The sequence below is a fragment of the Shinella sp. GW821-FHT10F02 genome, from assembly GCF_058809275.1.
The window spans coordinates 691,436-718,056 of record NZ_JBXASL010000003.1 but is presented as its reverse complement, the minus strand read 5'-3'; the positions used below and the strand labels follow the sequence as shown (position 1 = coordinate 718,056).

Genomic DNA, 26,621 nt, shown 5'->3' with positions numbered 1-26,621 from the left:
GGTGGTCTACCGGCGGCGCTTCACCATTCTCGGCTGCGGCTCGTCGCCCGGCGTGCCGCGCATCACCGGCGACTGGGGAGCCTGCGATCCCGCCAACCCGAAGAACCGCCGCACCCGCGCGGCCTTCCTCGTCGAGCAGTTCGGACCGCTCGGCTGCACCACGGTCGTCATCGATACGGGGCCGGATTTCCGCACGCAGATGATCGCGGCCGGCGTCGAAAACATCGATGCGGTGCTCTACACCCACGCCCACGCCGACCATATCCACGGCATCGACGATATCCGCGGTTTCGTGCTGCTCAATCGCAAGCAGGTGCCGATCTGGGCGGATGTCATCACGATGGAGCGCATCCGCGAGGGTTTCGGTTATTGCCTGAAGACGCCGGCGGGCAGCATGTATCCGCCGATCGTGACGGAAAACCTGATCGAGCCGATGGACGCGCCGGTGACGATAACGGGAGCAGGGGGCTCGATCGTGTTCCAGCCCCTGCTCCAGGTGCACGGCTCGATCCATTCGCTGGGCTTTCGCATCGGTGACATCGCCTATTGCAGCGATATCAGCGACTTTCCGGACGAGACGGTCCCACGGCTGCAAGGCCTCGACGTGCTGATCGTCGACGCGCTGCAATATCGCTTCCATTCGAGCCATCTGTCGCTCAGCCAGGCACTCGAATGGATCGAACGCCTGAAGCCGGCGCGCGCCATCCTGACTCATATGCATGTGCCGCTCGACTACGACACCGTGCAAAAGGAAACGCCGGCCCATGTGGAACCGGCGTTTGATGGCTTGAGTTTCGAGGTCGAACTCGCCGACGATCAGGCGAAGTAAGGCGCGAGATTTTTGCGGATACGGTCCAGCACGGTCGCGCCGGAGAGATCCGGCACAAACGTCTTTCCGGTAATCTGTTCAAAGGCCTGGATGTAGACCTTCGACGTCTGCTCGACCAGGTCGCGCGGGATTTCCGGGATCGGATCCTTGTAGGGATCGCAGCGCTCGGTGACCCAGGCGCGCACGAAATCCTTGTCGAAACTCGCCGGGCGGCCGCCCTTGGCAAAACTCTCTTCGTAGCTCTCGGCGATCCAGTAGCGGCTGGAATCCGGCGTGTGGATCTCGTCGGCCAGCACGATGCGGCCATCCTTGTCCGTGCCGAATTCGTATTTGGTGTCGACGAGGATCAGGCCGCGCTCGGCCGCGCGGGCCTGGCCGCGCGCAAAGAGCGACAGCGCATAACGCGACACCGTTTCCCATTGCTCGGCCGTCAGCAGGCCCTGGGCGAGGATTTCTTCGCCGGAAAGCGGCTCGTCATGCCCGCCGTCAAAGGCCTTGCTGGTGGGCGTGATGATCGGCGCGGGCAGTTTTTCGTTGTCGCGAAGACCGTCCGGCAGCGTGATGCCGTACATCTGGCGTTCGCCCTTGCGGTACTTCGTCAGGATCGAGGTGCTGGTGGTTCCAGCGAGATAACCGCGCACGACGACCTCGACCGGCAGGATATCGAGCCGCGTGCCGATGACGACGTTTGGGTCCGGATAGGCCAGAACATGGTTCGGGCAGATGTCGGCGGTTTCCTCGAACCAGTAGCGCGCCGTCTGCGTCAGAACCTGGCCCTTGAAGGGAATGGCCGTCAGGATGACGTCGAAGGCGCTGAGCCGATCCGTCGCGATGATGATGCGGCTGCCATCGGCCAGGTCGTAATTCTCGCGGACCTTGCCGTTGTAGCGGTTCGGCAGTTCCGGGATATGGGCGTCGGAGAGAATGCGCAACTCGCTCATCGGTGCAGGCTTTCGCTGTTGGTTCCGTCTGCCGTTTCGCTTAAGGCTGTGAGAGGTGCCGGGTCAAGGCGGAAACCGGATTTCCAGCGTCTTTGGGCATTTCGGCATATCATTTAGTTCCATAATCTATCTTATCCGACTTATGGATAGGGTCTTCTGGCAACCCACCATGCCCGCTCCCAGGCCACAATCCCACGTTTCAGATGTCGACTGTCCCACGCGTTCGAGAGTAGATTGCCTTCAGATTCGGCGCGCCGACCTTGAGCTTCTTCACCGCGATATCCAGATGCCCGACATTCCTCTGCTCGAAACCGATCGCCTCGTCTTGCGCGGCTTTCAAATTGACGACCTCGACGCGACGGCGGCGATGTGGGCCATGCCGGAGGTCGTGCGCTACATTGGCGGAACGCCCTTGTCGCGCGAGCAGTCCTGGGCCCGCATGCTTCGCCATATCGGCATGTGGAGCGTCATGGGCTTCGGGTTCTGGGCGATCACGGACAAGCTCTCCGGCCAGCTCATCGGAGAAGCCGGGTTCCATGAGATGCGCAGAGCCCTCACGCCCAGCATCGAGAACACCATGGAAGCCGGCTGGGGACTGATCCCCGACGTCCAGGGCCGCGGTTATGCCAGCGAAGCCCTCGATGCGATGTGGTCCTGGGCGAAAGTGAACAAGGCCGGCGTTCCCGTCACCTGCATCATCGACGCGCAGAATGCGGCCTCCATACGCCTTGCCGAGCGGCACGGGTTCCGGGCGTTTGCCCGGTCGACATATCAGGGGTCCGAAATCGTAATCTTCCACAAGGACGTGATTGCTTCATCAGAAAGCACTTAAAAGCCACCCTGCCCGCGCCGTCACGAATTAGTGATACTATATATTTACTTTAAGTAATAATACTATTATATTGCTTTTTAAAAGAAAAACTATATAAAATCTCCACGAAAAGCAGCCGCGCGCATCGCATGCGGCTCTTTGCAAGTTCCCGTGCTACTCTAGCTTTCGCCGAAAAGGAGTGTGCGCCATGAAATTGCCTGCCGCCGTGTTCCTTTGCGTTTCCCTCTGTCTCCTTCCGCTGGAAGCCGTGCGGGCCGACGAGCCTGTCGACACGGCGCAGACCGTTATCCAGAGCCAAATCACCGCCTTCCTAAACGACGATGCCAAGGCGGCCTATTCCTTCGCCTCGCCGACCATCCGGGGAAAATTCCCGAGCGAAGACGTCTTCTTCGACATGGTGAAGAAGGGTTATGCCCCGGTGTACCGGCCGGGCAATTTCGCCTTCGGCCGTTCCAAGGTGACCGGCGACATGGTGGTGCAGGAGGTGCTGATCTCCGCGCCGGATGGCAAGGACTGGACGGCGCTCTACCAGGTCGTGAAGCAGCCGGACGGCAGCTACAAGATCAATGGCGTGCACATGGTGCGTTCGGCGCCGGGGCCGGAAATCTAAGCCCGAAACATCAGAGCGGGGCGATATCGCCCCCCGCCCAGCCTTCCTGCGTTTCCGCCATGAAATCGGCGAAGCGGCCCTCCTCGATCGCCTTGCGGATGCCGGCCATCAGGTCCTGGTAATAGGCAAGGTTGTTCCAGGTCAGCAGCATGCCGCCGAGCGATTCATTGGCGCGCACGAGATGGTGCAGGTAGGCGCGCGAATAGTCGCGGGCGGCAGGGCAGTTCGATTCTTCGTCGAGCGGGCGCATGTCTTCGGCGTGGCGGGCGTTGCGCAGGTTGATGCGGCCGCGGCGGGTGAAGGCCAGGCCGTGGCGGCCGGAGCGGGTCGGCATCACGCAATCGAACATGTCGATGCCGCGGGCGACGGATTTCAGCATGTCGTCCGGCGTGCCAACGCCCATCAGGTAACGCGGCTTCTCGGTCGGCAGGTGCGGCACGGTCGTCTCGATCATGTCGAGCATGACCTCCTGCGGCTCACCAACCGCGAGGCCGCCGATGGCGTAGCCCTTGAGGCCGAGGCCGGACAAGGCGTCCGCCGAGCGCACGCGAAGCTCCGGGATGTCGCCGCCCTGCACGATGCCGAACATCGCCTTGCCGGGCTGGTCGCCGAACGCCACCTTGCAGCGCTCGGCCCAGCGCAGCGACATTTCCATGGCGCGCTCGATTTCCTTGGGCGACGCGGGCAGCGCCACGCATTCGTCGAGCTGCATCTGGATATCGCTACCGAGCAGGCCCTGGATCTCGATCGATCGTTCCGGCGACATGTGGTGCAGCGCGCCGTCGACATGGCTCTTGAAGGTGACGCCCTGCTCGTCGAGCTTGCGCAGGCCCGAGAGCGACATGACCTGGAAACCGCCGCTGTCGGTGAGGATCGGATATTGCCAGCGGATGAGTTCGTGCAGGCCGCCGAGGCGCGCGACGCGTTCGGCACCGGGGCGCAGCATCAGGTGGTAGGTGTTGCCGAGGATGATGTCGGCGCCGAGATCGCGCACCTGGTCGAGATACATCGCCTTGACGGTGCCGGCCGTGCCGACGGGCATGAAGGCCGGCGTGCGGATAGTGCCGCGCGGCATGGAGACCTCGCCGCGCCGCGCCTTGCCGTCGGTCGCCAGCAGTTTGAACTCAAAGTTTTCGGTCATCGGTCGTTCCGGAAAAGCAGGCTGGAGTCGCCGTAGGAATAGAAGCGGTAGCCGGTCGCGATCGCATGCGCATAGGCGCCGCGCATCGTCTCCAGGCCGGAAAAGGCGGAGACGAGCATGAACAGCGTCGACTTCGGCAGGTGGAAGTTGGTCATCAGCATGTCGGCGGTGCGAAAGCGGTAACCGGGCGTGATGAAGATGCCCGTGGCACCCGACCACGGCTTGATCGTGCCATCCGCATCCGCCGCACTTTCGAGGAGGCGCAGCGACGTCGTGCCGACGGAGACGATGCGCCCGCCCCTCGCCCTGACGGCGTTGAGCGCGGCGGCCGTCTCTTGCGAGACGTAGCCGATCTCCTCGTGCATGACGTGCTCGGTCGTGTCGTCGGCCTTGACCGGCAGGAAGGTGCCGGCGCCGACATGCAGCGTCACGAAATGGCGCTCGACGCCGAGCGCGTCGAGCTTTTCGAAGAGCGCGTCGGTGAAGTGGAGGCCGGCGGTCGGGGCGGCGACGGCGCCATCCTCGCGGGCATAGATCGTCTGGTAATCGCGGCGGTCCGCCTCGTCGTCCTCGCGCTTGGAAGCTATGTAGGGCGGCAGCGGGATATGGCCGACGGTGGCGATGGCGCGGTCGAGTTCGGGGCCGGAGGCCTCGAAATGCAGGGTGATATCCCCGCCCTCGCCCTTCGCCTCGACGATCGCCGCGAGACTGTCGCCGAATGTGATGCGGTCGCCCAGCTTGATGCGTTTTCCGGGCTTGGCAAAAGCCTTCCAGCGGTCGGCGGCGATGCGCATGTGCAGCGTCGCGGACACTTTCTGGCCGCCGGCGCCGTCGCGGTGGCGGATGCCTTCGAGCTGGGCGGGAATGACTCGGGTGTCGTTGAAGACCAGCGCGTCGCCGGCCCGCAGCAAGGAGGGGAGATCGCCGACGGTGCAGTCCTCGTAGGGAGCCTCGTTTGCCGGGCGCACGACGAGCAGCCGTGCGGCCTCGCGCGGGCTGACCGGGCGCAGCGCGATGTTGTCTTCCGGCAGATCGAAATCGAAGAGGTCGACGCGCATGGCAGGCCTCAGTACAAACGGATCATCAGCGCGCCGACGACCAAAAGCATGGCGCCGGCGATGCGGCCGACGGACAGTTCCCGCACTGCCATGCCGAGAAAGCCGATGCGGTCGAGCAGGATGCCGGCGAGAAGCTGGCCGGAGACGGCAAAGGCCATCACGGCGGCCGTCCCGATGCGCGGCGTCAGGAAAATCGCGGTCGTGACATAGACCGTGCCGAGCGCACCACCGGCGATATAGAGCCAGAAGGCCGGTCCGCGCCAGTCCGGCGCCCGTCCCTCAAACGATGAAGTGGCCAGCACCACGATGGCAAGGATGAGCGCGCCGGAGAGGAACGAGACGCAGGCCGCCGCAACCGGCATGCCGAGCCCGCGGCCGAGCAGCGCATTGATCGGAGCCTGGATAGCGATGCACGCGCCGGCCGCGATGCCGAGCAGCGCCCAGAGAAAAGCAGCCATGTCGGGTGTCTCTTGAAAAGCGCACAAAGAAAAACCGCGCCCGCCGGGGCGAGCGCGGTCGAAATCGATCGTTGTCTATCAGGCGGCCGCGTCGGCGGCAACCTTCATCGAAACGATGGTGTCGGGATCGCGCACGGGCTCGCCGCGCTTGATCTTGTCGATATTGTCCATGCCCTCGATGACCTGGCCCCAGACGGAATATTGCTTGTTGAGCCAGGGGGCATCCGTGAAGCAGATGAAGAACTGCGCGTTGGCGGAGTTCGGCATCTGGCTGCGGGCCATCGAGCACGTGCCGCGCACGTGGTTCGTGTTGGAGAATTCGGCCTTCAGGTCCGGCTTTTCCGAGCCACCCATGCCGGCGCGGGCCGGGTTGAAGTCCTTGCCGCCGGTCTTGCCGTACTGCACGTCGCCGGTCTGCGCCATGAAGTCCTCGATGACGCGGTGGAACACAACGCCGTCATAAGCGCCTTCGCGCGTCAGTTCCTTGATGCGCGCGACATGTCCCGGAGCGAGATCCGGAAGAAGCTGGATGACCACCTTGCCCTTGGTGGTTTCCATGATGATGGTGTTTTCCGGATCCTTGATCTCGGCCATGGTCTTTCTCCTTCAAAAGCGTGTTGCGCAAAAGTGTGAAGCGATTTTGCGATTACAACAGGCAGAAAATAAAAGGTGGGATTATTTGCCGACCGTAACCTTGACCATGCGGTCAGGGTCGGTCACGGAACCGTTGTTGGCGTCGTCGCCGCGCTTGATCTTGTCGACGTTTTCCATGCCCGAGACCACCTTGCCGACGACCGTATACTGGCCGTTCAGGAAGTCGCCGGGCGCGAACATGATGAAGAACTGCGAGTTGGCGGAGTTCGGGTCCTGCGACCGCGCCATGCCGACCGTGCCGCGCTCGAAGGGCACGTTGGAGAATTCCGCCGGCAGGTCCGCCTGGCTGGAGCCGCCCGTGCCGGCCGCCTGCGCCTGGTAGCCGTCAGCCAGATCGCCGTACTGCACGTCGCCGGTCTGCGCCATGAAGCCTTCGATCACGCGGTGGAAGGCGACGTTGTCGTATTCACCGGCGGCGGCGAGCGCCTTCATGCGCTCGACATGCTTCGGCGCGACCTGCGAATTGAGTTCGATGACGACCGGGCCGTCCTTCAGCTGGATCGTGAGGAAATCGGCGGCCTGGGCAAGGGTTGCGCCCGCGAGGAAAAGGGCTCCTGCAAAGGCGAGACGAAGGATTTTCATGATAGCTCCCTTGAGAGTTCAGGGTGATTGCGCTCAGCCCTTGCGGGCTTTCAGAGCCTGGAAGACGGGCACCGGCACGAAGGCACTGACATCGCCGCCCATGGCCGCGATCTGGCGGACCAATGTGGCGGTAATGGGCCGCGAGGCAACGCCCGCCGGCAGAAAGATCGTCTGCACGTCCGGCGCCATCTGGCGGTTCATGCCGGCCATCTGCATTTCATAATCGAGATCGGTGCCGTCGCGCAGGCCCCGGATCAACAGGTGCGCACCGTGCGTGCGCGCGGCATCGACGACGAGGTTCGAGAAGGAAACGACGCTGACATCCCCTGCCCGCGCCGGCATCGCCTCGGTGATCGACTGGCGGATGAGGTCCGAGCGCTCCTCGAAGGAGAAGATCGGCGTCTTGCCGGGGTGGATGCCGATCGCGACGATGACCTTGGGCGCCACGTTCAGCGCCTGCACCAGCACGTCGATATGGCCGTTCGTGATCGGATCGAAAGAGCCAGGGTAGAAGGCGACTGTCATCGGCAGGGTCCCGTTTGCCGCCTTTTGTCACGGACCGCCCGTTTTCGCAAGGGCGCAGCCCGTCGCATCCCGAACTGTCCCCTGCAAGAACGTGAACCCGGTATGAATTGCCCGTTCAAGACCATTTCAGGCAGAGCATGTTTAAATGACAGCATACGGGTCTGGAACAAAGGTCGCGCTCGCGCATTCTCCAGATCGAACACAGCGAAACAAGTAATGCGTTTCCTTAGGCTTGAAGGAACACAAAAATGGCACTCGCTCTACTCTGCATGACGATGTTCATCGCGCTCACCGCAGCGACGATCCACGCGCTGCGCGAAGAGGATCGCCCGGCCTCCGATAAGCTCGCCGCTCGCGGCAAGTGGCTGCGCTGAGGACCTGTGATGGCTGCGCTCACAATCCTTTCCACCATCTTCATCGCCACCGTCTTCACCTTCGATTTCGCCCGCACCATTCATGAACTGAAAAGGGATCGTGCGGAAATGAAGGCGGTGAAGGTGAAAACAGAAGCAGGCGGCTTTGGCGTCTAGCACGCCCCCCTATGGCGCCCGCGCGTTCGACGCGCACATGACGCCGTAGCACGTATGTCGCCGTAACGCGGGTGGCCTTCCCTCCGGGCCGCCCGCACCAAATGAAAAGCTGGACGGTCGTTCCCTGCCCGTCCGGCTTTTCCATTTCTACAAGGATGCGAGGGGCTTATTCCTCGCTGGGTGCTGACGCATCCCCGGCGTCGATTTCGCCTTCGACCTCAACATCAACCGCTTCCACATCATCCTCGCCTTCCGGCTCGCTGATGCGCTCGACCGACACAACCTTCTCGTCCTTGGCGGTCGAGAAGATCGTGACGCCCTTCGTCGCGCGGCTGGCGATGCGGATGCCATCGACCGGCACGCGGATGAGCTGGCCACCATCGGAGACGAGCATCAACTGGTCCTTGTCCTCGACCGGGAAGGCCGCGACAAGTTCGCCGATCTCGTTGGTCTTCGACGTGTCCGTGGCGCGAATGCCCTTGCCGCCGCGGCCAGAGGTGCGGAAGTCGTAGGAGGACGACCGCTTGCCAAAGCCCTTCTGCGAGATTGTGAGCACGAACTGTTCGCGGGCGCGGAGCTCCTGGTAGCGATCTTCCGGAAGATCGCCGACCTCGCCGACATCCTCGCCGACCAGCGCGATATCCTCCTCGTCGACGCCGCTCGCGCGGCGTTCGGCTGCGGAGCGCTTCAGATAGGCGGCGCGTTCCCACGGCTCGGCATTCACATGGCTGACGATCGTCATCGAGATGATCCGGTCGCCGGCGCCGAGCGAAATGCCGCGCACGCCGACCGAATTGCGGCCGGCGAAGACGCGCACGTCATCGACGGGGAAGCGGATGCACTGGCCGAGCGCGGTGGTCAGCAGCACGTCGTCGTTCTCGGTGCAGGTCTCGACGTTGAGAATCTCGTCGCCCTCTTCCTCGAGCTTCATCGCGATCTTGCCGTTCCGATTGACCTGGACGAAGTCCGACAGCTTGTTGCGGCGAACCGTGCCGCGGGTCGTCGTGAACATCACGTCGAGGTTTTCCCACGTCGTTTCGTCCTCGGGCAGCGGCATGATGGTCGTGATGCGTTCGCCGGACTCGATCGGCAGCATGTTGATGAGCGCCTTGCCCTTCGACTGCGGCGTACCGATCGGCAGGCGCCAGACCTTCTCCTTGTAGACGATTCCACGCGAGGAGAAGAACAGCACCGGTGTATGCGTGTTGGCGACGAACAGGCGGGTCGCGAAATCCTCGTCCTTCATGGCCATGCCGGAGCGGCCTTTGCCGCCGCGGCGCTGCGCACGGTAGGTGGCGAGCGGCACGCGCTTGACGTAACCGGCATGCGACACGGTCACCACCATGTCCTCGCGGGCTATGAGATCCTCGTCGTCCATGTCCGGACCGCCTTCGAGGATCTCGGTACGGCGCGGCGTGCCGAACTCGTCGCGCACGGAGGCGAGCTCGTTCTTGACGATGTCCATCATGCGCACGCGCGACGACAGGATATCGAGGTAGTCCTTGATCTCCTCGCCGATCTTGTTGAGTTCCTCGTCGATTTCCTCGCGGCCAAGCGCCGTCAGGCGGGCAAGGCGCAGTTCGAGGATCGCGCGGGCCTGCTCTTCCGAGAGATTGTAGGTGAGGTCCTCGTTGATGCGGTGGCGCGGGTCGTCGATGAGCTTGATCAGCACGTCGACGTCCTTGGCCGGCCAGCGGCGCTCCATCAACTGCTCGCGCGCCGTCTGCGGGTCGGGCGCGCGGCGGATGAGGCCGATCACCTCGTCGATATTGGCGACGGCGATGGCGAGGCCCACCAAGACATGGGCGCGGTCGCGCGCCTTGCGCAGCAGGTATTTCGTGCGGCGGCTGACGACTTCCTCGCGGAAAGAGACGAAGGCGCGCAGCATGTCGAGCAGCGTCATCAGCTCCGGCTTGCCGCCGTTCAGCGCCACCATGTTGCAGCCGAAGGAGGTCTGCAAAGGCGTGTAGCGGTAGAGCTGGTTGAGGATAACTTCGGCATTGGCATCGCGCTTCAGCTCGATGACGACGCGGTAGCCCTGGCGGTCGGATTCGTCACGAAGGTCCGAAATGCCCTCGATGCGCTTGTCGCGCACCAGTTCGGCCATCTTCTCGATCATCGACGACTTGTTCACCTGGAAGGGAACTTCCGTGACGATGATCTGCTCGCGGTCGCCGCGCATTGGCTCGATATGGGCACGGCCGCGCATGATGACAGAGCCGCGGCCGGTCTCGTAGGCCTGGCGGATGCCGGCGCGGCCGAGGATCAGAGCCCCCGTCGGGAAGTCCGGCCCGGGAATATGCTGCATCAGGTCGAGCAGTTCGATCGCCGGATTGTCGATCAGCGCGATACAGCCGTTGATGACTTCGGAGAGGTTGTGCGGCGGAATGTTCGTCGCCATGCCGACGGCGATGCCGCCTGCCCCGTTGACCAGCAGGTTCGGAAACTTTGCCGGCACGACGACCGGCTCGCTCATCGTGCCGTCGTAGTTGTCGCGGAAATTGACGGTTTCCTTGTCGAGGTCGTCGAGCAGCGAATGCGCTGCCTTTTCCAGGCGGCATTCCGTGTAACGCTGGGCTGCCGGCGGGTCGCCGTCGATGGAGCCGAAGTTGCCCTGGCCGTCGATCAGCGGCAGGCGGAGCGACCAGTCCTGCGCCATGCGGGCAAGGGCGTCGTAGATCGCCGAGTCGCCGTGCGGATGGTATTTACCCATCACGTCACCGGTGACGCGGGCCGACTTGACGTATTTCTTGTTCCAGTCGACGCCCATCTCGCTCATCGAGTAGAGGATACGCCGGTGCACGGGCTTCAGGCCGTCGCGCACATCGGGCAGCGCGCGCGACACGATCACGCTCATGGCGTAGTCGAGATACGACCGCTGCATTTCCTCGATGATGGAAATAGGCTCAATGCCGGGTGGGTTTTTGCCGCCGGGTGTCGATTGCTCTGTCAATTTTGATCACGATCGTTGTTCAGAATCAGTCTTGTTTTATAGCCTACCGGCGCCTGCCGCGCCAATTTTGCGGAGGGTTTTGAACAGGCTTTTGCGAGGTAAATCCGGTAATTTGCGCATTTTCGTGGCATCGCCGTCGCAAGGCTGCGACCACCCTTCCCTTGCGGGCCGCCCTCACCTAACAATAGGCCCACAAGGCCGGGAAAATCGGCCGCGAAACGGCGAGGGGAACGCCTTCATGCTCACTGTCGATCTTCTGGTCAATGCGATCACGACCCTGCTCGTGACCATCGACCCGCCGGGTCTCGCGCCGATCTTTCTGGGGCTGACCGTCGGCATGACGCGGCCGCAGCGCAAGCAGGTGGCGCTGCGCGGATCGCTCATTGCCTTCTGCATCCTCGCCGTCTTCGCGCTGACGGGGGCCGGCGTGCTGTCGCTGCTCGGCATCTCGATCGGCGCCTTCCGCATCGCAGGCGGCCTGCTCCTGTTCTGGATCGCCTTCGAGATGATCTTCGAGCGCCGCAACGAGCGCAAGGAAAAGACCAGCGAAGTGGCGATCACCCGCGACCACATCCACAACATCGCCGTCTTCCCGCTGGCGCTGCCGCTGATTGCCGGCCCCGGCGCCATCTCAGCGACGATCCTGCTCTCCGGCTCCTTCCCCTCCGCGCTCGAACGCACGGCACTGATCGGCGTGCTGGCGCTCTGTCTCGTCATCCTCTTCCTGTCGCTCGTCATCGCCGAACGCATCGACCGGTTCCTCGGCGCAACCGGCCGCGCGATCCTCACGCGCCTGCTCGGCGTGATCCTCGCGGCACTGGCGGTGCAGTTCGTGGTGGACGGCGTGAAATCGGCCTTCGCCGGGTAAAAGCCAGCCCTCTATTCACCAGCTTGGCTCAAGCGTCGCTGCCTAGCGTTGCGGCAACTTGAACCAGGGCCCTCCATATGATTCCCGCACCCCATGTGAATGCGTCTCCCATCACGATCGACCAGCTGACCTCCAGAACGTTCACCTTCCGTGCGGAGCCGAGGGGCGAGGAGATCAGCGACCGGTTCATCTTCCAGAAAAACGGCTTCATCGCCGGCTACAGCCATCCGAACGAATCCTTCTGGCGGCTGAACGGCGAGGCGGTGGAAATCGTCGACAAGCTCGGCAAGGCGACCTGCGTGATGCTTCCGGTGGCCGATGGCACCGGCCGGCTGGCCTTCTCCGGCAATTTCCTCAATCCGAACGGGGATTACGCCAAGACCGAGATCCTTCACACGCTGGAAGAAAACGCCTCCGACCTCCACACGCACATCCAGAGCTTCGACCTTTTCGATACGCTGGTCGCGCGCCGCTGCAACGATCCGCTGCAAGTCTTCCGCTCGGTCGAGGCGAAATGCGGCATTGCCGGCTTTGCGACGCGTCGCCATGCGGTCGAGATGGCCATGTTCGGCCGCCGCACCTACGGCCTGGACGACATCTACGCCGCGCTCATCGCCGAAGCGACGCTGACGGAGGCGCAGGCCGAAAGCACGCGCCTGCTGGAGCTCGAGGAAGAGTGGGACATGCTGTTCCCCATCCAGGAGGTCGTCGCGCGCGTCGATGCCCACGACATCATCATCTCCGACATGTACCTGCCCTACGCCTTCGTCAGCCGCATCCTCAAGGAGAAATGCGGCCTGGACAATAAGCTCTACCTCAGCAACTACGGCAAGCACCACCGCGTCATCTGGCCGAGCATCCTGGCGGAGCATACGATCCGCACGCATTTCGGCGACAACATCCACGCGGATATCGTCGGCGCCGCCGCCGCCGGCATCAACCCGACGCTCGTCAGCATTTCGAAATGGGACCGCACGGAAGAGATTTTGCACAGCGCGGGCCTTGCGCCCTACGCCCATGCGCTGCGGGAAACGCGGCTCAAGACCTTCCATCGCGATCCCGCCATCCACAACGTGCTGAAGGCGCAGGCGGCGGTCAACATTCCGCTCATGGTCGTCGGCGCCTTCTGGGCGCTGCATTGCGCCGAACGTTTCGGTGCGGACAAGATCCTGGCGGCATCGCGCGATTGCAACCTGTGGCACCAGATGCTGGCCTCGACCCATTTCGCGCGCGCCGGCATGCCGCCGGTTTCCTATTTCCAGGTGTCGCGCACGCTGTGCTACGACAAGTCCACCGAATACGAGGCCTATCTGCGTGGCCGCCTCGGCGCGCGGACCCTGCTGATCGACGTCGTGGGAACCGGCAATTCGCTGACCCATCTCATCGATCGCCTGGAGCTTCAGGACAGGCTGCGGCCCAGCATCCTCGTGACCGACCCGACCGTTTCGCCGGACGAGTCCAAATACGACACCCTGGTACGGCGGGATTTCTTCCAGTACCGCGTGTTCCTGGAGGGCCTGAACGCCTCGCTCGACGGCTCGGCCGTCGCCGCGCATGCCGAGAACGGCTCGGTCACGATCACCGCCCAGCCGAACGAATTCGACGTCGACATGCACCAGGCGATCATCGCGTCGCGCGCCGTCTTCGAGCAATTCCTGGGCAGCCTCGAGCGCTTCACGTCGCCGCGCGAAAAGCCGGCGCCCGCCATGCTGCAGGCGGCAGCAGAAGCGCTGATCGAACTCCTGCCGGCCCACGCGCCAAAACTGCAGACGATCCATCGCGAGCAACTGAGCAATCTCGCGCGCGGAAGCCTGCGCAACGTCGCAAGCTAAAAACGCGGACGGCGGCTTTTGGGTCTGCCCCAAAGCCGCCGCCATCATCTATCCGGTGTTCCCGGAACGGCCAGCGTTCTCAGAACGGAATGTCGTCATCCATGTCGCGCGAGAGCGGCGAACCGCTCGAACGGTTGCCGCCGGAGGCGCCGCTGCCACTGCCACCGCCCGAAGAGGGGCGCGAACCGTAATCGTCGTAGCTCTGTGCGCCGCCGAAGTCGCTGCCGCCCCGGCTTGCGCCGCCGCCTTCGCCGCGGCCGTCCAGCATGGTCAGCGTCGAGTTGAAGCCCTGCAGCACGATTTCCGTCGAATAGCGGTCGTTGCCGGTCTGGTCCTGCCACTTGCGGGTCTGCAGCGCGCCCTCGATATAGAGCTTGGCGCCCTTCTTCACATATTGTTCGATGACCTTGCAGAGCGGTTCGCTGAAGACGACGACCGTGTGCCATTCGGTCTTCTCGCGGCGCTCGCCGCTGTTGCGGTCCTTCCAGGATTCGGAGGTGGCGATGCGCAGGTTGGCGATCGGCCGACCGTCCTGCGTGCGCCGGATTTCCGGGTCCGCCCCGACGTTCCCGATCAAGATCACCTTGTTGACGCTTCCAGCCATACCCGTCTTTCCCGTTTCGCTCCGGGCCTCGGCCCGACATCACTTCACACCATGAATGCGGCATCTTACCGGCTGTCGTCTGCCAGCGCCGCCCCGCATAAGTGGTAATCCACAGATCAATTGCGAATTTTTGTTCTTTTTTTGTTCTAATAATTCCCTACACTCTTGTCAACCGAATCGGAAACGGGCACGGAATCTTCTGATCGCGCATGGACAGGCCCAAACCTATCCCTACATAGGGGCCAACCCCTATTAGAACGCGCAACGACTTCTGACGCTGGATACCATGAGCGAACTCAAGACAATTTCCATCCGCGGCGCACGCGAACACAATCTCAAGGGCATCGATCTCGACCTGCCCCGCAACAAGCTGATCGTCATGACCGGGCTTTCGGGCTCCGGAAAGTCGTCGCTCGCCTTCGACACGATCTATGCCGAGGGCCAGCGCCGGTATGTCGAGAGCCTCTCGGCCTATGCGCGCCAGTTCCTGGAGATGATGCAGAAGCCGGATGTCGACCAGATCGACGGGCTTTCGCCGGCCATCTCCATCGAGCAGAAGACGACCTCGAAGAACCCGCGCTCGACCGTCGGGACGGTCACAGAAATCTACGACTATATGCGCCTTCTGTTTGCGCGCGTCGGCATTCCCTATTCGCCGGCGACAGGGCTGCCGATCGAGAGCCAGACGGTCAGCCAGATGGTCGACCGCGTGCTGGAATTCGGCGAAGGCACGCGCCTCTACATCCTCGCGCCCGTCGTGCGCGGCCGCAAGGGCGAGTACAAGAAGGAACTCGCCGAGCTGATGAAGAAGGGTTTTCAGCGCGTCAAGGTCGACGGCCAGTTCTACGAGATCGCCGACGTGCCGGCGCTCGACAAGAAATACAAGCATGACATCGACGTTGTGGTCGACCGCGTCGTCGTGCGGCCGGACCTCGCCGCGCGTCTGGCGGACAGTCTCGAAACCAGCCTCAAGCTCGCCGACGGCCTTGCAATCGCAGAATTCGCCGACAAGCCGCTGCCGGTCGAGGAAACCTCCGCCGGCGGCTCCGCCAACAAGTCGCTGAACGAGACGCATGAGCGCGTGCTGTTTTCGGAAAAATTCGCCTGCCCGGTTTCCGGCTTCACCATCTCGGAAATCGAACCGCGGCTCTTCTCCTTCAACAATCCCTTCGGCGCCTGCCCCATCTGCGACGGCCTCGGCAGCCAGCAGAAGATCGACCCGGACCTGATCGTGCCGGAAACGGAGCGCACGCTGCGCGACGGCGCCGTGGCGCCTTGGGCAAAATCCTCCTCGCCCTACTACAACCAGACGCTGGAAGCACTCGGCGCCGCCTATGGCTTCAAGCTCTCCAACCGCTGGTCGGAACTTTCGGAGGAGGCGCAGGACGCCATCCTGCACGGCACGAAGGAGAAGATCGAGTTCAACTACAAGGACGGCGCGCGCTCCTACAAGACGGTAAAAACCTTCGAAGGCATCGTGCCGAACCTCGAACGCCGCTGGAAGGAGACGGATTCCGCTTGGTCGCGCGAAGAGATCGAGCGCTACATGTCCGCCGCCCCCTGCCCGGCCTGTAACGGTTTTCGCCTGAAGCCCGAGGCGCTGGCGGTGAAGATCAACAAGCTGCATATCGGCGAAGTGACGCAGATGTCGATCCGCGTCGCGCGCGACTGGTTCGACGTTTTGCCGGAAAACCTGAACACCAAGCAGAACGAAATCGCGGTGCGCATCCTCAAGGAGATCCGCGAGCGCCTGCGCTTCCTCAACGATGTCGGCCTCGAATATCTCTCGCTCTCGCGCAATTCCGGCACGCTGTCCGGCGGTGAGAGCCAGCGTATCCGGCTCGCTTCGCAGATCGGCTCGGGCCTCACGGGCGTGCTCTACGTGCTGGACGAGCCCTCGATCGGCCTGCACCAGCGCGACAATGCCCGCCTGCTCGATACGCTGCGGCATCTGCGCGATATCGGCAACACCGTCATCGTCGTCGAACACGACGAGGACGCGATCCTGACGGCCGACTACGTGGTCGATATCGGCCCCGCCGCCGGCATCCATGGTGGCGAAGTGATTGCCCAGGGCACGCCCGAGCAGGTGATCGCCAACCCCGCCTCGCTCACCGGCAAATATCTCTCCGGCGAGCTCTCGGTCGCCATTCCGGGCGAGCGTCGCAAGCCGAAGAAGAAAAAGGAAATCAAGGTCGTCGGCGCGAAGGCCAACAACCTGAAGAATGTCACGGCTGCCATTCCGCTCGGCGTCTTCACGGCGGTCACCGGTGTTTCCGGCGGCGGCAAGTCGACCTTCCTGATCGAGACGCTCTACAAATCCGCGGCGCGGCGCATCATGGGCGCGCGCGAAATCCCGGCAGAACACGAGCGCATCGACGGCTTCGAATTCATCGACAAGGTCATCGACATCGACCAGTCGCCGATCGGCCGCACGCCGCGCTCCAACCCCGCCACCTATACCGGCGCCTTCACGCCGATCCGTGACTGGTTTTCCGGCCTGCCGGAGGCGAAGGCGCGCGGCTACCAGCCGGGCCGCTTCTCCTTCAACGTCAAGGGCGGGCGCTGCGAGGCCTGCCAGGGCGATGGCGTCATCAAGATCGAGATGCACTTCCTGCCGGACGTCTACGTCACCTGCGACGTCTGCCACGGCAAGCGCTACAATCGCGAGACGCTCGACGTGACCTTCAAGGGCAAGTCGATCGCCGACGTGCTGGACATGACGGTGGAGGAAGGCGTCGAGTTCTTCGCAGCCGTGCCCGCCGTGCGCGACAAGCTGGTGACGCTGAACCAGGTCGGCCTCGGCTATATCAAGGTCGGCCAGCAGGCGAACACCTTGTCCGGCGGCGAGGCGCAGCGCGTCAAGCTCGCCAAGGAGCTTTCGAAACGCTCGACCGGCCGCACGCTCTACATCCTCGACGAACCGACCACTGGCCTGCACTTCCATGACGTGGCAAAGCTCTTGGAAGTGCTGCACGAACTGGTCAACCAGGGCAATTCGGTCGTGGTCATCGAGCACAATCTGGAAGTCATCAAGACCGCCGACTGGGTCATCGATTTCGGCCCCGAGGGCGGCGACGGCGGCGGAGAGGTGATCGCGGAAGGCACGCCGGAGGATATCGTCAAGGTGAAGCGCTCCTATACCGGCCATTTCCTCAAGGAACTGCTGGAGCGCCGGCCGATGAAAAAGGCGGCGGCGGAGTAACGGATGATCCTGATCGGCCAGTACGACTCGTCCTATGTACGCCGTGTGGGCATCGCCCTGCGGCTCTACGATCTGCCGTTCGAGCACCGGCCGTGGTCGGTGTTCAGCGAGGGCGAGAAGGTGCAGGCGCTCAACCCGCTGATGCGCGTGCCGACGCTGGTGCTCGACGACGGCGACGTGGTGGCCGACAGCAACTCCATCCTCGACCATCTCGACAGCCTCATGCCGCCGGAAAGACGCCTGCTGCAACAGGCGGGGCCGGAGCGGCGGCAGGTGCTGAAGGTCATGACCCTCGCCACCGGTTTCGCCGACAAGGGCGTCAGCCTGTTTTACGAGCTGCACCTGCACGAAACGCCGTCCGCCTATTTCGTCGAGCGCTGCCGCTCGCAGATCGCCACCGTGCTCGCCGCGCTGGAGGCTGAGCGTGCGGCGCGCCCGGGCGACTTCTGGTTCGGCCGCATCACCCATGCCGACATCGCTGTCGCCTGTGCCTGGCGGCATGTGAGCGAGGCCCATCCCGGCCTCATCGATCAGTCGGCCTATCCGGCGCTTTCCGCCCATTGCGCCGGCACGGAGGCCCTGCCGGTTTTCCAGGAAATTTCGCAAGCCTTCATCGCGCCCGCTTGAGGCGCGCCGCCATCCTGTCTGTCGAGGAGAGCATGACATGAGCACATCCGGCACCATTCGCACCGGCATCGGCGGCTGGACCTTCGATCCGTGGGAGGGCACCTTCTATCCGGAAAAGCTGACGAAGAAGCGGCAGCTCGAATTCGCCAGCCGTGAACTGAGGGCGATCGAGGTCAACGGCACCTATTACGGCTCGCAAAAGCCGGAAACCTTCGCCAAATGGGCCTCCGAAGTGCCGGACGGTTTTATCTTCTCGCTGAAGGCCAGCCGCTTCACGACCAACCGCAAGGTTTTGGCCGACGGCGGGGAGTCGGTCGAGAAATTCCTGACCCAGGGGCTCACCGAACTCGGCGATCATCTCGGCCCGATCCTCTGGCAATTCCCGCCGACGAAGAAATTCGAGCCGGAGGATTTCGAGGGCTTTTTGAAGCTCCTGCCGGAAAAGCTGGACGGGCTTACGCTCAAACATGCCTTGGAAGTGCGCAACGACACGTTCCTGGTGCCGGAATTCGCCGCACTTGCCCGCAAATACAAGACGGCGATCGTCTATGCGCAGCACGAGGACTATCCGGAGATCGCCGACGTGACGGCCGATTTCGTTTATGCGCGCCTGCAAAAAGGCTCCGACGACATCAAGACCTGCTATCCGCCGAAGGCGCTCGACGAATGGGCGGCAAGGCTGAAGGACTGGGCCGCCGGCGGCGAGCCGGGCGACTTGCCGAAGATCGACCCGGACACCAAGCCCGCCAAGAAAGCCCGCGACGTCTTCGCCTTCTTCATCACCTCCGGTAAGGTGAACGCACCAAACGGCGCGCGTGAACTTCAGAAGCTAACCGGCTGAGGTTTTTGCGTAATTTCATGTAGGCGGCGGTTTAATCGGTCCCGGTCGGAAAGTTCGAGTCTTCTCGACCGCACCAAAAGCCCTCAAGCAACCGGCCAAGGTTGAATGGCGTCGGGCAAATCCTCCGCCGTAAGCCCCTCGCCAGCAATGCGGCCCGCCTCGCCATGGCGCCAGACGGCGCTGGCGGCGGCTTCGAAGGCGGGCATGCCCTGGGTCAGGTGCGCACCGACCATGCCGGCGAGCACGTCGCCGGAACCCGCGGTCGCAAGCCAGGGCGGCGCGTTTTCGTTGACGAGCGCGCGGCCGTCGGGTGCGGCGATCACGGTGTCAGCGCCCTTGAGGACGACGGCGCCATTGCTGCGGCTTGCGGCCTTTTGGGCGCGCTCGATCTTCGACAGGGTCTTGTCCGCCGCGAGGTCCGGGAAAAGCCGGGCGAACTCGCCGTCATGCGGCGTCAGCACGAGCCTTGGCCGCCCGCCGGCGAAGAGGGAAAAGAGGACGGCCGGATCGTCGCGGAAGGCGCTGATGCCGTCGGCGTCCAGCACGAGATGGCGATCCCGTTCCGCAAGCAGTTTTACGTAGGCTCTTATCTTCCCGGCATCGCCGAAGCCGGGGCCGAGTACGAAGGTTTTCAGGCGCTCGTCGTCGAGCAATGCGGCGAGATCGGCCTCGTTGTCGATGGCCTTTAGCATCACCGCCGTCAGGTGCGCGGCGTTGGCTGGCAGCGCATCATGGGGCGAGAGCACCGTGACCAGACCCGCGCCGGCGCGGAGGCCGGCCATGGCGGAGAGGCGCGCGGCGCCTGTCGCCGTTGCCGGGCCGGAGAAGACGGCCAGGTGACCACGGACATATTTATGTGTGGCGCCGGTCTGCGCCGGCAGAGCGAGGCGCCAGATCGCGGGCGTGTTCACGCGCATATGGTCGGCATGCCGGGTAAGGATGCGCGTGGGGATGCCGATATCGAAGACCTCCAGCGCACCGGCCAGGGTTTTGCCGGGCAGAAGAAGGTGGCCGGGCTTGCGGCACATGAAGGTGACGGTGGCGGCGGCCTCGAAGGCCGCGCCCCTCACTTGCCCCGTCCGGCCATCGACGCCGGACGGCAGGTCCACCGCCAGCACGGGAAGCACGGCCCTGCGGACCGCCTCGATGGTTTTTGCGACCTCGTCCGGCACATCGCGCGCCAGGCCGGCGCCGAAGAGCGCGTCGATCACCACGTCGCCAGGCCGGGGCGCGTAACTCGCGAGCGGCGCGACCGGGCCGTGGAAGGCCGCGAAGGCGGTTGCAGCATCGCCTTTCAGGGCGCCAATGTCTCCAAGCGCATGAACCGCCAAAGAGGCGCCTGCTTCCTGCAAGGCGCGCGCCGCGACATAGCCGTCGCCACCATTGTTACCGGGGCCGCAGAGCACGGCGAAACGCAACGCGCCGGGAAAACGGCGAAGCGCCGTCGCGGCGACGGCCTGGCCGGCCCGCTCCATCAGGCCGTAGCTCGAAAGGCCCGAGGCAGCGGCGGCCTGGTCGATATGGCCCATATCGGCGGGCGTGATGATGAGCGTGTCGATTTCCTGGTGCATGCCCCACCATGCCCGCAAAGGCATGATCGAGACAAGCGGCACGCTCGATGCGGTGTAAAGCCTATTTTTTCATCATATGCATATTCGATATGCTCAAATTTGCAGCTTCGCGCCCCGAGACGGCAAGGCATGCCCCTCACGCGGGCTGAGCGGCACAGAAAGTGACAAATTTTAGGCAGAATTCGCTAGAACTTTTGCCCGGAAAGCCGCATCATCCCGGCGTGATGACGAGCGGGATTGCGAAAGAAACGGATTTCATCCGATTTGGCAGACATTCCGCATCAAGTTGGCATGCTACGTGCATTTGAAGTGGTCAGCAGGCGCAATCCTGCGCAAACGGGAGAAGCGGAGAGACATTTTCTCATGAAAAAGATCGAAGCGATCATCAAGCCTTTCAAGCTCGATGAGGTGAAGGAAGCCCTTCAGGAAGTTGGCCTGCAGGGGATTACCGTCACCGAGGCGAAAGGCTTTGGACGCCAAAAGGGGCACACGGAACTTTACCGTGGCGCCGAATACGTCGTCGATTTTCTGCCCAAGGTGAAGGTCGAAGTCGTGCTGGCGGACGAAAACGCGGAGGCCGTCATCGAGGCCATCCGCAATGCGGCCCAGACCGGCCGTATCGGCGATGGCAAGATCTTTGTCTCCAACGTCGAAGAAGTCATCCGCATCCGCACCGGTGAAACCGGCGTCGACGCCATCTAATCCCGCCTTGCCGTTCGGCCAAGGCTTCCACCTCGTCATCACACACAGGGACTATAAAAAATGACGACTGCCAATGATATCCTCAAGCAAATCAAGGAAAACGACGTCAAGTTTGTCGACCTGCGCTTTACCGATCCCAAGGGTAAGATGCATCACGTCACGATGGACGTCGGCGTCGTCGACGAAGACATGTTCGCCGATGGCGTCATGTTCGACGGCTCCTCGATCGGCGGCTGGAAGGCGATCAACGAGTCCGACATGGTGCTGATGCCGGATACGGCAACGGTTCACATGGACCCGTTCTTCGCGCAGTCCACCATGGTCATCATGTGCGACATCCTCGACCCGGTCTCGGGCGAATCCTACAACCGCGATCCGCGCGGCACGGCCAAGAAGGCCGAAGCCTACCTCAAGGCCTCGGGCATCGGCGACACCGTCTATGCCGGCCCGGAACCGGAATTCTTCGTGTTCGACGACGTCAAGTACAAGGCCGACCCGTACAACACGGGCTTCAAGCTCGACTCGTCCGAACTGCCGTCGAACGACGACACCGACTACGAGACCGGCAACCTCGGCCACCGCCCGCGCGTCAAGGGCGGCTATTTCCCGGTTCCCCCGGTCGATTCCTGCCAGGACATGCGTTCCGAAATGCTGACGGTGCTCACCGAGATGGGCGTCACCGTCGAAAAGCAGCACCATGAAGTGGCTGCCGCCCAGCACGAGCTCGGCGTCAAGTTCGACACGCTGGTTCGCAGCGCCGACAAGGTGCAGATCTACAAGTACGTCGTGCACCAGGTCGCCAATGCCTATGGCAAGACGGCAACCTTCATGCCGAAGCCGATCTTCGGCGACAACGGCTCGGGCATGCACGTCCACCTGTCGATCTGGAAGGACTCGAAGCCGCAGTTCGCCGGCGACGAATATGCCGGCCTGTCGGAATCCTGCCTTTACTTCATCGGCGGCATCATCAAGCATGCCAAGGCGATCAACGCCTTCACCAACCCGACGACGAACTCCTACAAGCGTCTCGTCCCGGGCTATGAAGCGCCGGTCCTGCTCGCCTACTCGGCCCGCAACCGTTCGGCTTCGTGCCGCATTCCGTTCGGCACCGGTCCGAAGTCCAAGCGCGTCGAAATCCGCTTCCCCGATCCGCTGGGCAACCCGTATCTCGGCTTCGCTTCCATGCTGATGGCCGGCCTCGACGGCATCAAGAACAAGATCCATCCCGGCAAGGCCATGGACAAGGATCTGTACGACCTGCCGCCGAAGGAACTTAAGAAGATCCCGACGGTCTGCGGCTCTCTGCGCGAAGCGCTGGAAAGCCTCGACAAGGATCGCAAGTTCCTGACCGCTGGCGGCGTGTTCGACGACGACCAGATCGATTCCTACATCGAACTGAAGATGGTCGAAGTCATGCGCTACGAAATGACGCCGCACCCGGTCGAGTTCGACATGTACTATTCCGCCTGATCGGCACAAGAATTCCTCCCGTCTTCGGACGGGAGGTTTTCAAATGAAAAACCCGGCCACTGGCCGGGTTTTTTTGTTGCCGTATCGTCGAAAAGTTACGGCTGGAGCCGCTGCTTGAGCAGGTTGAGATATTCTTCGTTGCTATCGTCGCCGCCGCTTGTGGAGGTTGCGGCACCCGCCTTGCAGGCGGGCTTGTAGTCCAGCGCCATGCCGGCCTTGACGCAGACGCCGACCTGCCAGCCCGGCGGCAGCGCCGTCAGGTCCACCGTCTTCCATTTCGGATGGCCGGTCGTCTTCAGCTTGTCGAGCCCGGAGACGATGAGGTTGGAAAAATCCGCCACCGTCTTGCAGCTGTCGCGGTGATAGGCGTTGCGCTTGGTGTCGTAGTCGTAGGTCATCATCACGGCCTTGACCGCGATCAGGTCGACCGGCTGGTCCTGAAAGGCATAGGTGCCGGCATCGATGCGCGAGGGCGTGTAGGTCGCCAGCAGTGGCGCTTCGGTGATCGGCACGAGGTGGAATTTCGCCTTGTCGATCGTGTTGCCGGAGAAGAGCGATGCGGGCGCGCCCGCCACGTAGAAGAAGGCGTCAATTTCGCCGGAAAGCAGCTTTGGCAACGCCTCCTCCGGGTTGATGTCCATGCGCTGGCCGGCCTTCACCTGCAGGATGTCCATGATCAGTGTCGCGGTGAGGAAGGTGCCGGAATCCTTCTTGCCGACGGCGACCTTCCGGCCGGCAAGATCCTTCATGCTGCCGATGTCCTTGCGGGCGAGCACGTGGATCTCTTCATTGTAGAGCGGGAACATGATGCGCACGCCCTTTACCGCCTTCTGCACCTCCGGATCGTTCGCTTCGAAGGTCTTCAGGTATTCGAGCACGTCGCTCTGCACGATGCCGAACTGCGTGTTGCGGCGGTTGCGTACCCCCACGAAATTTTCCAGCGAGCCGGCGCTTTCCACGACATTCAGCTTCAGTCCGCATTCCGCGCCGAGGGCCGCAATGTCGCGGCCGACCTTGATATAGGTGCCCTGCGCGCCGCCGGTCATGATGTTGCGTTCGAATTCCTGTGCCGAGGCCCCGCCCACGAAAAGTGCAAGGCCAAGCGCTGCCGCCAGAACGGATCGCTTCATCGAAAATCTCCTTCCCAAATCCGGCGGTCGAGCCGCCGCATGAATTTAGCAATCGCTGTCGAGGTCACGCATCAGGTTGCGCAGCGCCAGCACCGGCACGCGCTTCAGGGCGCTGTCGAGCGCCTTTGTCACGCACTCGCCGGAGACCAGCGTTTGTTCGAGCTGTTCGCGCTGGGTGCTGCTCAGGCGGTCGAGGCCGGGCGTGTTGTCGATCGCCAGCGCGACCAGCACGGCGCTGCGCGGATTGCGCACCTGCGTCGGCTTCTTGTTGTCGAGCACCGGCTTCTCGCCACCGTCATCCGGCTTGCCCGGAACAGTGACCGAGCGCGCGGCAGTCTCAAGCGCGCTGATCCGCGACGTCAGGGATGCGTTGCCTGCCTTCAGCGCCGCGATCTCCTTGTCCTTCCGGGCAATCTCGTCGCGCAGCGCCGGCAGGTCGGTTGTCTCGATCGCATCCTTGGCGCGCTGCGCCGCTTCGAGTTCACGGCGGAGTGCCGCTTCGGCCTCCTGGCGTTCTGTCTCGGCGCTCTTCGTCATGTTTTGCTCGCTACGAGCCTCGGCCAGCGCCTTCTCCAGCCGGGCAACCTCGTCGCGCAACGCCGGCAGGTCGGTGGTCTGGATCGTGTCCTTGGCGCGCTGGGCCTCTTCGAGCTCACGGCGGAGTGCCGCTTCGGCTTCCTGGCGTTGCGCCTCGGCACCTTGTGTCGTGCTCTGCTGGCTGCGGGCCTCGGCCAGCGCTTTTTCCAGCCGGGCGATATCGTCCCTGCGCAGCGAGAGCTGGCGGTCGCGATCGCGGACCGTTTCCTCCGCCCGCTTCTTCAGCGCCTCGGCATCGGCGACGAGTTGCGAGGCCAGTTCCAGCTGGTTCTTGAGTTCGGGCACTTCCTGGTTCAGCCGCACGTTTTCGGCCAGGGCCGCGGCGGCATCGGATGTGCCGGAATTCTTGCGCAGGGTCTCGATCTGGCGCTTGAGGCTGCCATTCTCCTCAGTGAGCGCCTGCGCCTTCTGGCTGCTGTCCTCGACCTGGGCGACGCGGGCGTCGAGTTCCCGGGCGAGGTCGCTAATGCGCTGGTCGCGCTGTTCGATTTCGTTCGTGGGAACGGCGCCGTCCATCGTCCGGAACGCGCCGTAACCGCCGGCCGCCCCCAATGCCAGGCTCACCACCGAGGCAAACAGGATGCCGCCTATGCCGCCGCCGCTTGCCGCCGTTCCGCCACTGCTCCTGCCCCATTGATTGTTCATGCCATCCGACCCGCCTGAGACGTTGACTTTCGAGGTACGCTGAAACGGCTGGAGGCGCAAGCGCCGCAAGCCTCTGCATGAAGGACGTATGACGAGGTCTAACTATTGATGTTTTGGCGTAATTACCCAAATATGGGGAGAAAGGTAGGTACGCCATGAAGATGCGTAACGCAAAATTTGCCATCGGCGATATCGTCCGCCACCGGGTCTTCCCTTTCCGTGGCGTGATCTTCGATGTCGACCCCGAATTCGCCAACACCGAAGAGTGGTGGAACGCCATTCCGGCTGAAATACGCCCGTCGCGCGATCAGCCCTTCTACCATCTGTTCGCGGAAAACGAGGATACGGAATACGTCGCCTATGTCTCCGAGCAGAACCTTGTGCCGGACGAAAGCGGCAAGCCGATCCGCCACCCGCAGGTCCGCGCCCTTATGGACGTGGAACAGGGGCATTATCGCTGGAAAGAGGAAAGCGGTATCTTCCACTAGCCGCTTGCCACCAGCATGAAAGCAATAAAAAACCCGGCCGATGGCCGGGTTTTTCGTATCTGATGAAGCGAAACGCTTACTGGCTCTTGGCAGCCTTCTGGGCGTCTTCGAGCTTCTTGCGGGCTTCCTCGGCCTTCTTCTGCATTTCTTCCTGCAGCAGGCGCTGGCGCTCTTCGAGCTGCGACTGTTCGATCGGCTCGCCGTCGAACACGCCGGTGAAGCCTTCGAGCGAGATCTTGATCGGGTTCGGCGCGCGCTGGAAGTTGACCGAGGTCAGGACCAGTTCGCCGCCCTTCTTGAGGCTAGCGATCATCTGGTCCGTCAGCGGCACTTCGGCGACGCACTTGTCGGGCATGCAGATGGCGTAGTCGAGCTTGAGGCCCTTGCCGCCGTCGATCTGCATCTGGACGCCCGGGATCACCAGGCGCGCGCTCGGCACGGAGACCTGCATGATCTTGCGGTTCGTCTTGCCGGCGACCGTGATGAGGCCGACGGCCGTGATGAGCTGACCGCTATTGGCCGTCAGCAGGTTCTGTACGATGCAGACGTCGTTGTCTTCCTGCTTGGTGCAGACCTTGAACCAGCCCTTCGGCGGCAGGGCCTGCTGCTGCGCAAGCGATGCGGACGGCACAGCCGCCACGGCAACGGAAGCAGCGAAGGCGGAAAGCACGGTCCGCTTGATGAGGTGCGATGTGAAGATCATAACGATTTCGGTCTCCTGAAAATCCGGTGCCGGAGCGAAAAAGCCCCTCCTGGACCCGTCGTGGGTCACTCTCGGGCGATTTGGTCAGCCGTGCGCTCTCCTGTCGGCGAATTGAGGCATTTGCATGACCCGCTTCGGGGAACCCTGTTACAATGGGCGGCGCCGGATATCCAGCTTTTCTTGCGAAAATCCTGCCTGCTTTCGATTTACAGCACCCGCCACGCT

The 26,621-nt window shown here is 63.1% G+C and carries 26 protein-coding genes; 13 read left to right on the top strand and 13 right to left on the bottom strand.

What is annotated here, in order from left to right; translation table 11 throughout:
• Window position 1: 1 nt before the first annotated feature.
• Window positions 2-829 carry an MBL fold metallo-hydrolase gene (locus AC1RWL_RS13100; protein ID WP_493094486.1) on the top strand — a complete coding sequence of 276 codons (828 nt, stop codon included), beginning with the start codon at window positions 2-4 and terminating at the stop codon, window positions 827-829.
• Here AC1RWL_RS13100 and AC1RWL_RS13095 read toward each other — a convergent pair.
• A complete protein-coding gene (locus AC1RWL_RS13095) occupies window positions 817-1,761 on the bottom strand; it encodes a phosphoribosylaminoimidazolesuccinocarboxamide synthase (protein ID WP_493094939.1) in 945 nt (314 codons plus the stop codon). The two genes, AC1RWL_RS13100 and AC1RWL_RS13095, sit on opposite strands and share 13 nt — an antisense overlap.
• A gap of 295 nt (window positions 1,762-2,056) precedes the next feature.
• Here AC1RWL_RS13095 and AC1RWL_RS13090 point away from each other — a divergent pair, with 295 nt between their 5' ends.
• Together AC1RWL_RS13090 and AC1RWL_RS13085 are read left to right on the top strand one after the other, a co-directional pair.
• Window positions 2,057-2,602, top strand: coding sequence for a GNAT family N-acetyltransferase (locus AC1RWL_RS13090; RefSeq protein ID WP_493094487.1), 546 nt, complete (start codon window positions 2,057-2,059; stop codon window positions 2,600-2,602).
• A gap of 187 nt (window positions 2,603-2,789) precedes the next feature.
• The gene (locus tag AC1RWL_RS13085) at window positions 2,790-3,212 is read left to right on the top strand and encodes a DUF4864 domain-containing protein (protein ID WP_493094488.1); all 423 of its coding nucleotides are present in this window, start codon (window positions 2,790-2,792) and stop codon (window positions 3,210-3,212) included.
• Window positions 3,213-3,222: 10 nt separating this feature from the next.
• Here AC1RWL_RS13085 and tgt read toward each other — a convergent pair whose 3' ends face one another.
• From tgt to coaD, 6 genes are all read right to left on the bottom strand, one after another.
• The gene (gene tgt, locus AC1RWL_RS13080) at window positions 3,223-4,353 is read right to left on the bottom strand and encodes a tRNA guanosine(34) transglycosylase Tgt (protein ID WP_493094489.1); all 1,131 of its coding nucleotides are present in this window, start codon (window positions 4,351-4,353) and stop codon (window positions 3,223-3,225) included.
• Complete coding sequence (queA, locus tag AC1RWL_RS13075) at window positions 4,350-5,411, bottom strand: tRNA preQ1(34) S-adenosylmethionine ribosyltransferase-isomerase QueA (protein WP_493094490.1); 1,062 nt, start codon at window positions 5,409-5,411, stop codon at window positions 4,350-4,352. Before queA ends, tgt begins: the two co-directional genes overlap by 4 nt.
• Before the next feature lie 8 nt (window positions 5,412-5,419).
• Window positions 5,420-5,869 carry a DMT family transporter gene (locus AC1RWL_RS13070; RefSeq protein ID WP_493094491.1) on the bottom strand — a complete coding sequence of 150 codons (450 nt, stop codon included), beginning with the start codon at window positions 5,867-5,869 and terminating at the stop codon, window positions 5,420-5,422.
• Between the two features lie 78 nt (window positions 5,870-5,947).
• Entirely contained in the window at window positions 5,948-6,463 is a 516-nt protein-coding gene (locus AC1RWL_RS13065) for a peptidylprolyl isomerase (RefSeq protein ID WP_492647219.1), read from the bottom strand.
• An 81-nt stretch (window positions 6,464-6,544) separates the two neighbouring features.
• Window positions 6,545-7,105, bottom strand: coding sequence for a peptidylprolyl isomerase (locus AC1RWL_RS13060; RefSeq protein WP_256115917.1), 561 nt, complete (start codon window positions 7,103-7,105; stop codon window positions 6,545-6,547).
• A 33-nt stretch (window positions 7,106-7,138) separates the two neighbouring features.
• Entirely contained in the window at window positions 7,139-7,630 is a 492-nt protein-coding gene (coaD, locus tag AC1RWL_RS13055; protein WP_256115918.1) for a pantetheine-phosphate adenylyltransferase, read from the bottom strand.
• A 248-nt stretch (window positions 7,631-7,878) separates the two neighbouring features.
• On the opposite strand from coaD, the gene AC1RWL_RS13050 reads away from it, so the two are divergent.
• On the top strand, window positions 7,879-8,004 hold the full coding sequence (locus AC1RWL_RS13050) for a hypothetical protein (RefSeq protein WP_493094492.1): 126 nt from the start codon (window positions 7,879-7,881) through the stop codon (window positions 8,002-8,004).
• Between the two features lie 9 nt (window positions 8,005-8,013).
• Entirely contained in the window at window positions 8,014-8,160 is a 147-nt protein-coding gene (locus AC1RWL_RS13045) for a hypothetical protein (protein ID WP_319323734.1), read from the top strand.
• A gap of 166 nt (window positions 8,161-8,326) precedes the next feature.
• On the opposite strand, the gene gyrA is transcribed toward AC1RWL_RS13045, so the two are convergent.
• Window positions 8,327-11,113 carry a DNA gyrase subunit A gene (gene gyrA, locus AC1RWL_RS13040; protein ID WP_493094493.1) on the bottom strand — a complete coding sequence of 929 codons (2,787 nt, stop codon included), beginning with the start codon at window positions 11,111-11,113 and terminating at the stop codon, window positions 8,327-8,329.
• Between the two features lie 238 nt (window positions 11,114-11,351).
• Here gyrA and AC1RWL_RS13035 point away from each other — a divergent pair, with 238 nt between their 5' ends.
• The gene (locus AC1RWL_RS13035; RefSeq protein WP_256115922.1) at window positions 11,352-11,981 is read left to right on the top strand and encodes a MarC family protein; all 630 of its coding nucleotides are present in this window, start codon (window positions 11,352-11,354) and stop codon (window positions 11,979-11,981) included.
• Between the two features lie 77 nt (window positions 11,982-12,058).
• Entirely contained in the window at window positions 12,059-13,813 is a 1,755-nt protein-coding gene (locus tag AC1RWL_RS13030) for a hypothetical protein (protein ID WP_493094494.1), read from the top strand.
• 79 nt (window positions 13,814-13,892) lie between these two features.
• Here the strand turns inward: AC1RWL_RS13030 and AC1RWL_RS13025 are convergent, their stop codons facing one another.
• The gene (locus tag AC1RWL_RS13025) at window positions 13,893-14,417 is read right to left on the bottom strand and encodes a single-stranded DNA-binding protein (RefSeq protein WP_256115924.1); all 525 of its coding nucleotides are present in this window, start codon (window positions 14,415-14,417) and stop codon (window positions 13,893-13,895) included.
• Between the two features lie 286 nt (window positions 14,418-14,703).
• Between AC1RWL_RS13025 and uvrA the strand changes: the two genes are divergently transcribed.
• From uvrA to AC1RWL_RS13010, 3 genes are read left to right on the top strand one after another with little or no spacing between them, the layout of a single operon-like run.
• Window positions 14,704-17,622 carry an excinuclease ABC subunit UvrA gene (gene uvrA, locus AC1RWL_RS13020; protein WP_493094495.1) on the top strand — a complete coding sequence of 973 codons (2,919 nt, stop codon included), beginning with the start codon at window positions 14,704-14,706 and terminating at the stop codon, window positions 17,620-17,622.
• Between the two features lie 3 nt (window positions 17,623-17,625).
• On the top strand, window positions 17,626-18,249 hold the full coding sequence (locus AC1RWL_RS13015; RefSeq protein ID WP_493094496.1) for a glutathione S-transferase family protein: 624 nt from the start codon (window positions 17,626-17,628) through the stop codon (window positions 18,247-18,249).
• A 37-nt stretch (window positions 18,250-18,286) separates the two neighbouring features.
• On the top strand, window positions 18,287-19,090 hold the full coding sequence (locus tag AC1RWL_RS13010; protein ID WP_493094497.1) for a DUF72 domain-containing protein: 804 nt from the start codon (window positions 18,287-18,289) through the stop codon (window positions 19,088-19,090).
• 83 nt (window positions 19,091-19,173) lie between these two features.
• Here the strand turns inward: AC1RWL_RS13010 and AC1RWL_RS13005 are convergent, their stop codons facing one another.
• Window positions 19,174-20,661, bottom strand: a complete 1,488-nt coding sequence (locus AC1RWL_RS13005; protein ID WP_493094498.1) for an NAD(P)H-hydrate dehydratase — start codon at window positions 20,659-20,661, stop codon at window positions 19,174-19,176.
• Between the two features lie 363 nt (window positions 20,662-21,024).
• On the opposite strand from AC1RWL_RS13005, the gene AC1RWL_RS13000 reads away from it, so the two are divergent.
• Both AC1RWL_RS13000 and glnA read left to right on the top strand, forming a co-directional pair.
• Complete coding sequence (locus AC1RWL_RS13000) at window positions 21,025-21,363, top strand: P-II family nitrogen regulator (RefSeq protein WP_003515720.1); 339 nt, start codon at window positions 21,025-21,027, stop codon at window positions 21,361-21,363.
• 60 nt (window positions 21,364-21,423) lie between these two features.
• Window positions 21,424-22,833, top strand: a complete 1,410-nt coding sequence (gene glnA, locus AC1RWL_RS12995; protein WP_256115929.1) for a type I glutamate--ammonia ligase — start codon at window positions 21,424-21,426, stop codon at window positions 22,831-22,833.
• 95 nt (window positions 22,834-22,928) lie between these two features.
• On the opposite strand, the gene AC1RWL_RS12990 is transcribed toward glnA, so the two are convergent.
• Window positions 22,929-23,963 (bottom strand): TAXI family TRAP transporter solute-binding subunit, encoded by a 1,035-nt coding sequence (locus tag AC1RWL_RS12990; RefSeq protein ID WP_435268484.1) that lies wholly within the window; start codon window positions 23,961-23,963, stop codon window positions 22,929-22,931.
• 45 nt (window positions 23,964-24,008) lie between these two features.
• Window positions 24,009-25,205, bottom strand: coding sequence for a hypothetical protein (locus AC1RWL_RS12985; RefSeq protein WP_493094499.1), 1,197 nt, complete (start codon window positions 25,203-25,205; stop codon window positions 24,009-24,011).
• 155 nt (window positions 25,206-25,360) lie between these two features.
• On the opposite strand from AC1RWL_RS12985, the gene hspQ reads away from it, so the two are divergent.
• A complete protein-coding gene (hspQ, locus tag AC1RWL_RS12980; RefSeq protein ID WP_256115932.1) occupies window positions 25,361-25,693 on the top strand; it encodes a heat shock protein HspQ in 333 nt (110 codons plus the stop codon).
• A gap of 76 nt (window positions 25,694-25,769) precedes the next feature.
• Here the strand turns inward: hspQ and AC1RWL_RS12975 are convergent, their stop codons facing one another.
• On the bottom strand, window positions 25,770-26,396 hold the full coding sequence (locus AC1RWL_RS12975) for an invasion associated locus B family protein (protein WP_256115933.1): 627 nt from the start codon (window positions 26,394-26,396) through the stop codon (window positions 25,770-25,772).
• Between the last annotated feature and the right edge of the window lie 225 nt (window positions 26,397-26,621).